This window comes from Sulfuricurvum sp. RIFCSPLOWO2_12_FULL_43_24, from assembly GCF_001829605.1.
In the GTDB taxonomy this organism is placed as follows: Bacteria; Campylobacterota; Campylobacteria; order Campylobacterales; family Sulfurimonadaceae; genus Sulfuricurvum.
The window spans coordinates 1-12814 of record NZ_MIBT01000044.1 but is presented as its reverse complement, the minus strand read 5'-3'; the positions used below and the strand labels follow the sequence as shown (position 1 = coordinate 12814).

Sequence of the window (12814 nt, the reverse complement as noted above, 5' to 3'; positions counted from 1 at the left end):
ATATCCTATGGTTATCGACAGCGTTTGTACCTATTGCGGTGTAGGATGTGATATTTCCGCTGAGGTGGAAGATAACAAAATCCAAAAAATCTTTGCAAAAGAAGAGGGTCTTGTCTCTCAAGGGCGCTTGTGTATCAAAGGAAAACAGGGATGGGATTTTCTGACTCACCCAAAACGTCTACGCAATGCCCGTGTCCGTAAAGCTTTTTTAGCTAAAAACAGTGCATTGTTCGCCGATTTGGATATGGACTATCTCGAACCGGTGGATCACGATTTTTACGAGATCAGTTATGAGAGTGCGTACGAGCTCGTTGCCCGTAAACTTCGATCGATTACGGATGAACACGGTTCGCACAGTTTTGCGGCGATCGGCGGAGCACGAACCAGCTGTGAGGGATCGTATCTTTTTCAACACTTTACCCGTCATGTAGTAGGATCTCCGCACGTCGATAACTGCGCCCGTGTGTGTCACTCCCCTTCACTCAAAGGGATGCGTACTACGATCGGCGAGGGGGCAATGACGAACCCGTTTGATGATATTTATGAGACTGAGTACATCGTGGTGATGGGGTCCAATACAACCGAAGGGCATCCCATCGTCGCCAACCGTATACTCGATGTGATCAAAAATGACGGTATTGAACTCGCTGTACTCGATGTTCGCCGTATACAGCTCTCGAAATCGGCAACCAATCATCTAAGCATCCCGTACGAAGCCAATCTGATGATTCTCAACATGATGGCCTATGTTATCCTCTCTGAAAATCTGGTCAATACAGACTTTGTGAACAGCCGTACCAAAGGGTATGAGGAGTATAAAAATTCTATCCTCAATGATCCGTATGCGAATCCTGAATATCTGCTTCAAATACCTGGGTATGAATCACTGGTAGAGGAAGTTCGAACGGTTGCGCGTAAATACGCAACGCGTAAAAGTCTCTTTTTCTGGGGATTAGGGATCACTGAACATCTAGATGGTTCGTATGCCGTGATGGCGATTACCCATCTCTCAATGTTGACCGGAAACATTGGCAAACGGGGTGCTGGATTGATGCCGCTTCGGGGACAGAACAATGTTCAAGGGACATGTGATGTCGGGATGCTGCCGTATTACGCACCTGATTATCAACCGCCCAAAGAGGTGGGGATGATGACCCCTGATTTGATCAATGCAATGGTTGATGGGAAAATCAAGGCCCTTTACAACATCAGCGAAGATATCGCCCATATCCACCCGAATCAAAACAAAATCCATGCCGCATTGGGCAATCTCGACCTTTTAGTGGTCAATGAACTGTTCGACAATGAGATTACCAAATTTGCCGACATAATCTTCGGGGTAAAAAGTGCCTATGAGAAAACGGGTGTCTATGTCAATGCGGAGCGGCGTCTCCACCTCTCTCAGCCTCTTATCAATGTGATGATGCCCGATGACTGGGAAGTGATCGCCGAAATCTCCAAACGCTACGGAACAGATTTCGGATTCAAAAACTCCCGTGATGTTTGGGAAAGAGTACGTGTGGACGCTCCGATCCGCTTTGGCGGGGCGAGTTATGAAAAGCTCGAAGCTAATCGTCTACGCGGATTGCAATGGCCGGTACAGGAAGAAGATTTACCGATATTGCACATCGATACTTTCCGAACCAAAGACGGATTCGGGACGTTTCATTATCACCAATATTCATCGCGAGGACAGGTTGCCGAATTGCTTGAGAATCAAACGCATGACGGCTATTACCTTACGACTGGACGGGTATTGGTTCATTATAACAACGCGGCGCAGACAAATGCGTGTGATAAGCTTCACCGTTCTCACAGCGAAGATATTCTTTTAGTCAGCGTTGAGGATGAGGAGTTTTTTGAATTTAAAGATTTTGTTGTCTTGCGCAGTGAATACGGGCAAAGTGCACCGTTGCGGGTCAAGGTGAGTTCGACCGTGAAAAAAGGGACATTGTTTTCAACTTTCCACCATGCCAAAAGCAATATTAACTTTTTGTTTGGCGATGAACATGATGAGCTGATCAAAACAGCACGTTTCAAATCGATCAAAGTCGAGGTGATTAAACCCGACTATTTGGATTAAAAGTCGTGAACACGCGCGCTCGGGGAAATATCGCCGAAGAGCGCGGGTGTGAATACCTCCGCAATAGTGGGTACCGAATTATCGATCGAAATGTCTACAACCGGTTCGGAGAGATCGATATTATTGCCGTACGTGGGGATGTCATCCATTTTGTGGAAGTCAAGAGTGCCCAAAGCTATGAGCAAGCCGTTAATAACATTACCCGCGCAAAACTCCAAAAGCTGGGTCGAACCATCCAGTTTTATCTTCAGAAGAAAAAATTGAACCGTGATTACTGCATCGATGCATTGATTGTCACTGATGACGTTTTAGAATTGATTGAAAATATTACGCTTTAGCTATCACTGATGCGTTAAATGACCGCGACCGGATGCGGTGCCGGTTCATAAAAGTAAAACCCTTGTGCCGCGTCGATTCCCAGTTCTGAGACAATATGGGCGATAGCTTTATTATGGACGAATTCGGCGACGGTTTCGATTGAAGCACTTTTGGTAAAGTTGACAATCGTTTGTACGATTGTGACCGCTTTATCATCGGTATCGAGGTGTCGAATCAGTGAACCGTCAATTTTGATAATATCGATGGTGAGATTAAGAATACGTGAGAAATTAGAATAGCCGCTTCCGAAATCATCGATTGCAATGCGGCATCCATGGCGGCGCATTCTTAGAATGAAATTAACAATCCCTTCATACTCTTCGATTGCTTCGGACTCTAAAATTTCAAAAATAATCCGTTTTCCGATGTTTGGATACTTTTCCAGCATCATTTCTAACATTTCAACGGTCTCATGATTACCAATATCCTCGATTGAGAGATTAATGGAAAAATCTCCGGCGTGTTCTGCGATGATCATAAAGCTTTGGGCAATGATCGTGCGGGTGATCTGAGGATAGAGATTGGATTCTTTTGCGATAGTAAGATAGGGGAAAATGGAACGTACTTGAGCATTTTTCATAATGATTCGGGCAAGTACCTCATGTTTAACGGCTTTACACGTTGAAAGATCGACAATAGGCTGAAAATAAGGGACGACACGCTCTTCATTAAGCGCTTCTTTGAGTTCTTTTGCTTTTGTGACATTATCATGAATAACCTGTCGGAGATTGAGCCCTTCGTGATAGATAACAGGGTTTGTATGGGCATTGCTTTTAAGCGCCATATCTGCGGTTTCCAGCAGAGGTTTAAAGGTTGATGCGGCAACCACGATAGAGGGGGTTCGTATTTCTGTGTCGATAATGATAGGGGTTTTGGAAAATTCGCTCAAGACCTCTTTGGCTAATACTTCAAGAGGTTGTTTTGAGGAGAATTCGAAGAGGATACCGAAATCATCGGCACCCAAACGATAATAGGTGGGTTTTACCCCTAAAAAAGGGATGGCTTGAATACGATGTGCCGTTTCGATGAGGAGCCTGTCTCCTGAGGATACACCGTAAAAATCGTTGTAATGTTTAAATTTTCGGATATTGATGAGGACTAACCCTAAATCTGCTTTTGCGTGTTTAATCCGCTCTTCATACCCTTTACGATTTTGCAAGCCGGTTAAACGATCGGTTCGGGCTTCCTGTTCGCTGTGGATTAAAAAGAATGAGATAAGGAGAATACTGGCAATAAAGAGTGCCATTAAAAAATACGAAAAATAGGTAACAAACATCAATTCGTTTATCGATTCTTGTATAAATCTGCTTTTCCCTTTTTCAAGCAGTTGATTAAGTGCAGGATTATGGATTTGGTTGAGTGCTTCGGAATAAAAGGGGAATGCGTTAAGGATGACATTAAAATGTGAGATCAGCTGTTTTAAGGCTTCTTCCTGCCCTTTATTCGTGAAGTGAAGGGATGCGAGTGAATCAATATCGTTACGAAAAGATTCAATCAACTGGGTATCCATCGCATTTTTTGCAACCAAAAGCGCGCCGCTAAGATGAGCGATTTTTCGTAAACCGTTTCGTTGGTTTTCACTCAGAGGTTCAGTTGAAGTCAGTAATTGTTCTTGTAAGCGGGGGATTGCCGCCGTCGAATTTTTAATGACGGTATTGGTGGTTTGAAAATCATAAATAGCATTGGTATTGGACTCAAATGCTTTTTGGTATTCAAGTAATATTTGGTAGGTTTCTGCGTGTTCTTGAACAAAATGTTGATTCTCTAACAGAGGATTCAGATGAGAGTGAACATGCTCAATGGCTTGAATAATATCATCTTGATTGGTATAAAGAAAAAAAGCATTGGTCAAGATAGCATGGTTAAGTTTTTGTTGGGATGAATCCAGTTCTTTAAAGGCAAGTTCAATCGCATTACGATGGGTGTAATAGTCGTTGGAAGCGGATTTGAAATAAAAGAGTGCGATAAGGGCACTAATACCGAGTAAAGCGGTTAAAAGAAGTTTGGTTGAGAGCTTCATGGACGCAGCTCTTTTCCGGCGAGTTTACCGGTAAGGGTATTTAAAAAAGTGAGGAGGGAATCGATCTCTTTTTCGGAGAGTTTAATGCCGAGATTATGATAGGACATTTTATTGATGGCTTCGCGCAATGTCGCGGCACTCCCATCATGAAAATAGGGTGCGGTGAGGGCAATATTGCGTAATGTCGGCACCTTAAAGACGTTCTTGTCGCGTTCGCGGTGGGTGATGGCATATCGGTCATCGGTTTTAGCTTTTCGCTCAATAGAAAGAATGGCTCCCATTTTTTGATAAGAGTTTCCCCCTACATTGACACCATTGTGGCAACTGATACAGCCCAATGTTTTAAAGAGCTGATACCCTTCCATCTCTTTTGCTGAAAGGGACTTTTCCCCGCGTAAATAGAGATCAAATTTTCCATTGGGGGTAATAAGTGTTTTTTCATACTCGGCAATCATGATAGCGATATCGTTAGCGGTTATCGTGCGTCGACCGGTAATCTTTTCAAATGCATTGCTGTATGCCGGATCGCCTTTGAGACGTAACGTCGATTCGGCGGGGGTAAGCCCCATTTCGATAGGATTGTGGATGGGGCCGAGGGCCTGCTCTGTGAGATTTTTGGCTCTGCCGTTCCAAAATTGGGTGAAATTAAAAATGGAATTTAAAACCGTAGGGGCATTCATTGAACCTTTTTGGTGGTGAATACCGGTGGATACATTGCGTGCATCAGCCCCACCTTTGGAAAAATCATGGCAAGAGGCACAGCTAATAGTGTAATCGCGAGAGAGGATCGGATCGAAAAAAAGCTTTTCTCCCACTGCTGCTTTTGCCGCGTCATAAGGGATACTTTCCGGTATCGGGGCAATAGGCTCTGCCCCATGTGCTAAAGCAGTGACAATAGCAAAAAAATAGAGAATAAATTTCATTGCCCTTCTTTTATCTGTGAATCCTTGTTAGTTCCATTTTGTCCTAAATTTGTTTAAAGTAACGTAAGAGTTCTGAGAAAAAATGTGAGTATTCTGTAATAAGTCATTTTAAAGATTGGGGCGTTATAATGACTCATCACAAACAATTGCAATGCAAGGAATTACAATGGCTAAATACGTAGAATTAACCGTTTCAAATTTTGATGAAGTAACCAAAGAGGGTGTCTCATTGGTAGATTTTTGGGCTCCTTGGTGTGGACCATGCCGTATGATCGCTCCGGTTATCGAAGAGTTGGCGGCTGAATATGAAGGAAAAGCGAATATCTGTAAAGTTAATACCGATGAAGAACAAGATATCGCCGTTAAATACGGTATCCGTTCTATCCCTACTATTCTTTTCTTCAAAAACGGTGAAGTCGTTGAGCAAATGGTAGGCGCAGCTTCTAAACAAGCATTCGCTGACAAACTAAACGCGTTGCTATAATTTAAACGATGGGGAAATCTCCTCATCTGCGCTGGCGCTATAGGGCGCTGAAGCTTGACCCTAGTGGATCAGGATATATGCTATAAATTTATTTTTATGATAAATAGAACCTTAATTATTCCCCCCCCTATCCCTCCAAAGTACCCCTTTATTTACAAGAGAGTATGATACTTCCATAATAATTTTTTTGAAAAAAAACAGGAGTTATGAATGTTGGATTGTGCGATCATTGGAGGGGGACCGGCAGGGCTTACTGCCGGTTTATACACCACGCGTGGCGGGTTGGACAATGTCATCATGTATGAGAAAGGGATGCCGGGCGGTCAGATTACGATGAGTTCGGAGATTGAAAACTATCCGGGGGTGACCGGTCACATCACAGGGATGGATCTGATGATCCCGTGGCCGGAACAATGCCAACGTTTTGGTCTAAAACATGAGATGTCCGAAGTGACGCGAGTCACACGAGGTGAAGCAGGTGTGTTTATAATCCAAAAATCAGACGGTTCATCCGATGAGGCGAAAAGCGTTATCGTGTGTACGGGATCAACACCAAAACGCGCCGGATTTACAGGTGAAGATACATTTTTTGGGCGCGGTGTGAGTACATGTGCGACGTGTGACGGATTTTTCTACAAAAACAAAGAGGTCGCCGTGATCGGCGGGGGTGATACGGCTTTGGAAGAAGCTCTGTATTTGGCAAAAATCTGCTCTAAAGTGTACCTTATTCACCGTCGTGACAGCTTCCGTTCTGCTCCCAACACGATTGCGAGAGTGAAAGAGACCGCTAATATCGAATTGGTGTTGAACGCTATCCCCGAAGAGGTATTCGGAGGTTCAATGGGTGTTGATGGTATCCGCGTCAAACTCCAAGACGGTTCATCTCGTCAAATCGATGTTCCGGGCGTATTCGTATTCGTTGGCAACAATGTCAACAATCAAGTTTTGATGCAAGAAGACGGCTCGTTTTTATGTGACATGACCCCCTGGGGTGAAGTAAAAGTCGATTTGAGTATGAAAACATCGATTCCGGGCCTTTATGCAGCAGGGGATATGCGCGCAGAATCTCCGAAACAAGTGGTTTGTGCGGCAGGTGACGGTGCCGTAGCCGCGTTGCAAGCCATCGCGTATGTGGATGGACACCAGTAACATTTTTTAATGAGGGCGTTTACGCCCTTTTTAAAGACGAAGAGGGTAAAATATCTTTATTAATGTTTGAATAGGGATGCTACATATGATTAGAGCAGGTGTATTTGGCGCTGGCGGACGTGTCGGTAAGCTATTGATTGAAGATTTGCGCCACGAGAACGAGATTTCACTAGGGGCGGTGTATGTCCGTAATGAACTCAATTTCTCAATCGATCCTTCGGTAATGGTGACGAACGATATGGCGACGTTGCTCAAAAGCTCAGATGTCATTATCGATTTTTCATTGCCCGAAGCGACACAGGTTTTATTGGAGCGCGCGATTGAGCATCCTAAGCCTTTGGTGATCGGAACGACGGGTTTAGATACGCATCAGATGAATCTCCTCAAAACTGCGAGTGAATCGATGCCGATTTTGTATGCGACCAATATGTCACTCGGCGTTGCTCTGCTCAATCAACTGGTTCACATGGCGGCTAAAACTCTTGACGGATTTGATATTGAAATCGTCGAACAGCATCATCGTCATAAAAAAGATGCTCCGAGCGGTACGGCTCTCACCCTTGCCCATTCGGCAGCAGCGGGGCGAAATCTTGATCTCGATGCGGTACGTGTCAGCGGGCGTAACGGCAATATCGGTGAGCGAACCAAAGATGAAATCGCCGTAATGGCATTGCGCGGCGGAGATATCGTCGGTCGTCATACGGTCGGGTTTTATAATGAGGGTGAATTCATCGAACTTCACCATACCGCAACCAGTCGCAATACCTTCTCCAAAGGTGCCATTCGTGCCGCAAAATGGCTGGCCGGAAAACCAAACGGTCTGTACAGTATTCAAGACTGTTTAGAACTAGCATAAGGAAACAAAAGTGCGTAGCTTAAATGAAAAATGTGCAGTAGTCGGTATTTTCGACCATCCAGAAGCGTCAAAACTTGCTTATTTCTCCCTTCATGCCCTGCAGCATCGTGGTCAAGAAGCGGCCGGAATCAGTACCAGCGATGGAGAAAAACTCTATACGATCAAAGATCGGGGTTTAGTAACGCAAGTATTTGATCCCCAAAAACTCAATACGCTCAAAGGGCATATGGCAATCGGACATACCCGATACTCTACGGCGGGAGATGATTCGATTCTCGATGCACAGCCGGTATTTGCCCGTTATGATCTCGGAGAGATGTCAATTGTCCATAACGGTAACTTGACCAATGCCAAAGAAGTTCGTGACGCTTTGATCAAAAAAGGGGCGATTTTTCAAACGTTTATGGATACGGAGAATCTGATCCATCTGATCGCAAAAAGCGATCAGCACCATTTGACGGACCGTATCATCGATGCGGTGAAAAAGATCGAAGGGGCTTATTCTCTCGTATTCCTAAGCCGTTCTAAAATGTTTGCGATGCGTGATCCGCACGGTTTCCGTCCTTTGAGCCTCGGACGGGTTGGAGATGGTTATGTCGTTGCTTCAGAAACCTGTGCGTTTGATCTTATCGGCGCAGAGTATATCCGTGATGTAGAACCGGGAGAATTGCTGATTTTCGAAAAAGGGAAAGCGCCAAAATCAATAAAGGTGTTTGAACCGACACCAAAACACTGTATCTTTGAATACGTCTATTTTGCCCGTCCTGATTCAAATGTGTACAAACAAAATGTTTATGAAATGCGTAAAGCGATGGGAAAAGCATTGGCACGTGAGCAGCCCGTTGTTGCCGATATGGTTGTTCCGGTTCCTGATGGCGGTGTGCCTGCTGCGATCGGATATTCGCAAGAGAGCGGTATCCCTTTCGAGATGGCGATTATGCGTAACCATTACATTGGGCGTACGTTTATTGAGCCAACCCAAGAGATGCGTGATTTAAAAGTAAAAATGAAACTTTCTCCGATCTATGATCTCATTCGCGGAAAACGTCTGATTGTCGTTGATGATTCAATCGTTCGCGGAACCACCAGCCGCCAAATTGTCCGGATGCTGAAAGCCGCCGGAGCAGCAGAGGTGCATATGCGTATCTCCAGCCCACCGACAACCGACCCGTGTTATTACGGAGTCGATACTCCCGATAAAGAGAAACTCATCGCGGCCAATATGACCAACGCGGAGATTTGTGCCTTTATCGAAGCCGATTCGCTGGGGTATTTGAGTAATGAGGCATTGCTTGATAGTGTAAACGGCAAAGAAGAGAATTATTGTACAGCTTGCTTCACCGGCAAGTATATTATCTAAGAGAGCTGTATGCGGGAACAGATTTTTACCTTTGGGCAATATTTACACCATAAATTTGGGGTAAAAATTTCTAAAGTTCCCGTCTCAATCTCCGGGTTTACCTGCCCCAATATTGACGGAACGGTGGCCAAGGGGGGATGTACGTTTTGTGAAAATGACTCTTTCAGCCCAAGCCTTGATCATGCCCGCGAGCTTAAAGGTTTTTTCCTTAACCTAAACTCCTCAAGCAACCCCCATTTAGACAAACAGCTTCAGCAGTTAGAGTGGCAGTTTAATGCACTTTCTAATCGTTTGCAGGCGGCACACGGTGCTGAGAAGTTTATGGTCTATTTTCAAAGCTTTACCAACACCTATGCCCCATTCGAAACACTCAAATCTCTATACGAAAAAGCTTTGTCCTTTGACAACGTGGTCGGTCTTAGCATCGGAACACGCTCGGACAGTATCAGTGATGAAACATTCGAGTATCTTGCACACCTTTCAGAAAAAACAGAGATTTGGATTGAGTTCGGTATTCAGTCGATTTACGATGAGACACTGGAGCGGATTAATCGCGGACATGACAGTGCCAATGTCAAAGAGGCAATACTCAAAGCAAAATCGTATGGACTCAAGGTTTGCGGTCATCTGATTTTTGGTCTTCCCGGGGAGACCAAAGAGATGATGCTCGGTACGGTGAACGAGGCGTATGCGTTGGGGATTGATTCGGTGAAATACCATCCGCTCTATGTCGTAAAACGCACGGCACTCGCCAACGAATATGCCAGAGGCGACTTTGATCCCATAAGTGAAGAACTTTATGTAGAGGTTCTTAAAGAAGCGATATTATTGAAGCCCAAACATGTCAGTGTACAGCGTATCAGTGCAGGAACTGACGATGAGACGTTAATCGCCCCTTTGTGGTGCAAAGACAAAAATGCTCAACTACGCACTATTAACGCGACCCTGAAAGCGGTAGGACTAAAATACTAATTGGCTTTTGCTGTAACGTCGTAAGAGGCATTTTTAAAATACGGCGGATACTTCAACATGATGCTAAAGGTTTTGGACTTTCCCGGATTGATATAATCCGCAACGACTTGCTGCTCGACAACATTTTGTCGCTTGAAGTCGGGGTTGTCTCCTTCAAATAATTCTGCAAATGCCGTTGGTTGTGCGAACTGGCTCGCTTTTGATTGACTTGAACCTTTTATATTAACCATTTTTACGGTTGCTACAACATTGGCTACAGGATATTTTCCGATATTTCGAACTACCCCTTTAATCATGATTTGTTCTGTTTGATAAAAACGTTCATCTTCCAAATCGGTAACTTCAACTTGGTAAACCGTTTCGTTTATGAGAGGCCATATGAAGAGCCCCAATAAAACGAGAATCAAGGTAATCGTGGTAAATACTGAGAATTTAGATGTCGAGCGTAAGGCCAGTATCGTTCCCAATACAAATAAAATCGCCAAAGCGGTAATGAGAAAATAATGCCATGAAGTTAAAGGACTCATCTGCAATCTGCCTTAATGGTAATATTGTAATCTTTACTATATCGGAACGGTTCGACAAATAATTTAAAAGGGGTTGATTCTCCGGGTGAAATGGACTCTTCTATCCGTAGAGAACTTTTTTTGAAAGGGATATAAGGATAAAGACGATCAAGGTATTGGTTATGGCTCACTTTATGAACTCCGACATGAATCGCACATTCGCTAAAGGGGCGTTTGGATGTATTGTTAATATCACCTTTAATGAGGAGAGCTTCGGTGAATTCAAGCGCTTTCACCTCATGAAGAATAATTTTATTTTTAAAGAGATAGTGATGTAATGCGATATATCCCCCAACAGGTCCAGCTGTTAAAACCCCAAAGGCAATGAAAACGAAGAATATGGCAAGACCTAATTTATGACGTAAAACGATAGCGATGATAAGAAGGAGAATAAAGAGGATAATCACCCCTCCAAAGAGGAAGTAATCGTAAATAATCAGATGTTGAATAAAATCTTGAATGCGTGCTTTCATTTGTTCCTAGCGTTTTTCTCCGCAATCCCGCTCATCCCGAATCTGCGGGCAAGCTCTTGTTTGACACGATCGGGAGAGATGTTTTTATGCCCAAGTGCAACGAGGACGTGATACACTAAATCGGCACATTCGTAAATAATTTCATCTTCATTGCCGTCTTTGATAGCAAAACTAAACTCTCCAGCCTCTTCGACCACTTTTTTGAGGATGGTATTATCCCCTTTGCTCAACAATTTAGCCGTCCATGAAGTTTCAGGGTCAGCGTTTTTTCGGCTTAGGATCGTATGATAGAGTTCATCAATAATGCCGTAGGTTGCGGTTGTATCGATTTGCGGTTCACTAACAGACTCACCCAATTCGATATCGGTAAAGAAACAGGATTTACGTCCGGTATGACATGCCACACCCTCTTGACGCACGAGGAGGAGGAGCGTATCGTTATCACAGTCAAGCAAAAATCGATCGATGTGCTGTAGGTGACCGCTGGACTCCCCTTTTTTCCAAAGGCGCTGTTTGGATCGAGAATAATAGTGGGCGATTCGCGTCGAGAGGGAGAGCTCCAATGCTTCACGGTTCACGTACGCCATCATAAGCACTTCAAGAGTAGTCGAGTCTTGGACGATGACGGGAAGAAGCTCTGCCTTTGCCCAGTCGATTTGATCAAGATTCATTGGTTATTTCCCTGTAGAACTTATTTTTTGGTTGTCGCCACTTTTGGTATCGAGCCAAATATTGGGTGTTGATCCCCCTGGGGTGAGGAAAATTTTAGCGTCTTTGTTTTCTTTCAGGGCTTCGTTAAATTTACCTTGAACTTGGATTTGCTCCAATTTTAAAAGGCCAGGGGTTAGAGAAGCACCGATAAGATGGTTGGCTTTGGCTTGTGCTTGTGCTTGGATCGTAATAGCGTTCGCAGTACCTTGAGCTTCGGTCTCTTTTTTGAACGCCTCTTGTTTCGCACGTTCAACATCTTGCTGTGCACGCTCTACTTCTTGTTTCGCGACTTGAACCCGCTCAATTTGATCTTTTACTTTTTGAGGAAGACCAATTTCACGCAGTTGAATCGATTCAAGCTGTGCCGGAGCATTTTTCTGTCCTTCAACATTTTTACGAATCCCTGCTTCGATTTGTGTCGCAATAGCATTACGCATAATCGGGAGATTTTCTGCTTCATATTGGCCGACAACGTTACGGACGACATCGCGGGCTACCGGATCGATAATTTTATCTTCCCAGCTAAAGCCCCAGTTGGAGATGGTTTGTGCCGCGAGTTGTGCGTTTAAGCGATATTGGACGGTGATATCGATAGAGACAGGAAGTCCCCGTTTATCCAAAACGGTAATCGCCGGTTTGAGGACGATTCCATCCCCTGCAGTTGAAGCACGATCAATTTTATCGGCATAGTTGATGATACGAACTTTGGTATCGACAACGTACACTTTTTGGATCATAGGAATGAGGAAATGGAGCCCCGGCATGAGTGCCTGATCTTCATATTTACCGTTGGTGGAGAGGATACCGCGTTCCCCCTCGGTGATAATGATGAACGGTTT

The 12814-nt window shown here is 44.3% G+C and carries 13 protein-coding genes; 7 read left to right on the top strand and 6 right to left on the bottom strand.

Going from position 1 to position 12814, the window contains the following annotated elements; translation table 11 throughout:
• The first annotated feature begins 7 nt into the window (after positions 1–7).
• Together A3G19_RS04230 and A3G19_RS04225 are read left to right on the top strand one after the other, a co-directional pair.
• Positions 8–2083 carry a molybdopterin-dependent oxidoreductase gene (locus A3G19_RS04230; RefSeq protein WP_015652621.1) on the top strand — a complete coding sequence of 692 codons (2076 nt, stop codon included), beginning with the start codon at positions 8–10 and terminating at the stop codon, positions 2081–2083.
• A 5-nt stretch (positions 2084–2088) separates the two neighbouring features.
• Positions 2089–2421 carry a YraN family protein gene (locus A3G19_RS04225; protein ID WP_015652622.1) on the top strand — a complete coding sequence of 111 codons (333 nt, stop codon included), beginning with the start codon at positions 2089–2091 and terminating at the stop codon, positions 2419–2421.
• 14 nt (positions 2422–2435) lie between these two features.
• On the opposite strand, the gene A3G19_RS04220 is transcribed toward A3G19_RS04225, so the two are convergent.
• Entirely contained in the window at positions 2436–4481 is a 2046-nt protein-coding gene (locus A3G19_RS04220; protein WP_294870751.1) for an EAL domain-containing protein, read from the bottom strand.
• Positions 4478–5404, bottom strand: coding sequence for a cytochrome c peroxidase (locus A3G19_RS04215; RefSeq protein WP_294870749.1), 927 nt, complete (start codon positions 5402–5404; stop codon positions 4478–4480). The genes A3G19_RS04220 and A3G19_RS04215 overlap by 4 nt, the downstream gene beginning before the upstream one ends.
• Positions 5405–5570: 166 nt before the next feature.
• On the opposite strand from A3G19_RS04215, the gene trxA reads away from it, so the two are divergent.
• From trxA to A3G19_RS04190, 5 genes are all read left to right on the top strand, one after another.
• Positions 5571–5888 (top strand): thioredoxin, encoded by a 318-nt coding sequence (trxA, locus tag A3G19_RS04210; RefSeq protein ID WP_015652625.1) that lies wholly within the window; start codon positions 5571–5573, stop codon positions 5886–5888.
• Between the two features lie 210 nt (positions 5889–6098).
• Positions 6099–7037 (top strand): FAD-dependent oxidoreductase, encoded by a 939-nt coding sequence (locus tag A3G19_RS04205; RefSeq protein ID WP_294870747.1) that lies wholly within the window; start codon positions 6099–6101, stop codon positions 7035–7037.
• A gap of 85 nt (positions 7038–7122) precedes the next feature.
• Positions 7123–7893, top strand: a complete 771-nt coding sequence (gene dapB, locus A3G19_RS04200; protein WP_015652627.1) for a 4-hydroxy-tetrahydrodipicolinate reductase — start codon at positions 7123–7125, stop codon at positions 7891–7893.
• A gap of 10 nt (positions 7894–7903) precedes the next feature.
• Positions 7904–9253 (top strand): amidophosphoribosyltransferase, encoded by a 1350-nt coding sequence (gene purF / locus A3G19_RS04195; protein ID WP_015652628.1) that lies wholly within the window; start codon positions 7904–7906, stop codon positions 9251–9253.
• Positions 9254–9262: 9 nt separating this feature from the next.
• Positions 9263–10225 (top strand): TIGR01212 family radical SAM protein, encoded by a 963-nt coding sequence (locus tag A3G19_RS04190; protein WP_015652629.1) that lies wholly within the window; start codon positions 9263–9265, stop codon positions 10223–10225.
• Here A3G19_RS04190 and A3G19_RS04185 read toward each other — a convergent pair.
• From A3G19_RS04185 to A3G19_RS04170, 4 genes are all read right to left on the bottom strand, one after another.
• A complete protein-coding gene (locus A3G19_RS04185; RefSeq protein WP_015652630.1) occupies positions 10222–10752 on the bottom strand; it encodes a DUF2393 family protein in 531 nt (176 codons plus the stop codon). The genes A3G19_RS04190 and A3G19_RS04185 overlap by 4 nt on opposite strands.
• Positions 10749–11264, bottom strand: coding sequence for a DUF2393 domain-containing protein (locus A3G19_RS04180; RefSeq protein WP_015652631.1), 516 nt, complete (start codon positions 11262–11264; stop codon positions 10749–10751). Before A3G19_RS04180 ends, A3G19_RS04185 begins: the two co-directional genes overlap by 4 nt.
• Positions 11261–11935 carry a bifunctional phosphoribosyl-AMP cyclohydrolase/phosphoribosyl-ATP diphosphatase HisIE gene (gene hisIE, locus A3G19_RS04175; protein WP_015652632.1) on the bottom strand — a complete coding sequence of 225 codons (675 nt, stop codon included), beginning with the start codon at positions 11933–11935 and terminating at the stop codon, positions 11261–11263. Before hisIE ends, A3G19_RS04180 begins: the two co-directional genes overlap by 4 nt.
• Positions 11936–11938: 3 nt before the next feature.
• Positions 11939–12814 (bottom strand): prohibitin family protein (locus A3G19_RS04170; RefSeq protein ID WP_294870745.1); only part of this gene is annotated, 876 nt, incomplete at its 5' end.

Excerpts from the sequence above, each read along its gene's own strand:
- A3G19_RS04190 (WP_015652629.1), top strand. The coding sequence starts at position 9,263 with ATGCGGGAACAGATTTTTACCTTTGGGCAATATTTACACCATAAATTT.
- dapB (WP_015652627.1), top strand. The coding sequence starts at position 7,123 with ATGATTAGAGCAGGTGTATTTGGCGCTGGCGGACGTGTCGGTAAGCTA.
- A3G19_RS04215 (WP_294870749.1), bottom strand. The coding sequence starts at position 5,404 with ATGAAATTTATTCTCTATTTTTTTGCTATTGTCACTGCTTTAGCACAT.
- hisIE (WP_015652632.1), bottom strand. The coding sequence starts at position 11,935 with ATGAATCTTGATCAAATCGACTGGGCAAAGGCAGAGCTTCTTCCCGTC.
- A3G19_RS04185 (WP_015652630.1), bottom strand. The coding sequence starts at position 10,752 with ATGAGTCCTTTAACTTCATGGCATTATTTTCTCATTACCGCTTTGGCG.
- A3G19_RS04205 (WP_294870747.1), top strand. The coding sequence starts at position 6,099 with ATGTTGGATTGTGCGATCATTGGAGGGGGACCGGCAGGGCTTACTGCC.
- A3G19_RS04220 (WP_294870751.1), bottom strand. The coding sequence starts at position 4,481 with ATGAAGCTCTCAACCAAACTTCTTTTAACCGCTTTACTCGGTATTAGT.
- A3G19_RS04180 (WP_015652631.1), bottom strand. The coding sequence starts at position 11,264 with ATGAAAGCACGCATTCAAGATTTTATTCAACATCTGATTATTTACGAT.
- trxA (WP_015652625.1), top strand. The coding sequence starts at position 5,571 with ATGGCTAAATACGTAGAATTAACCGTTTCAAATTTTGATGAAGTAACC.
- A3G19_RS04230 (WP_015652621.1), top strand. The coding sequence starts at position 8 with ATGGTTATCGACAGCGTTTGTACCTATTGCGGTGTAGGATGTGATATT.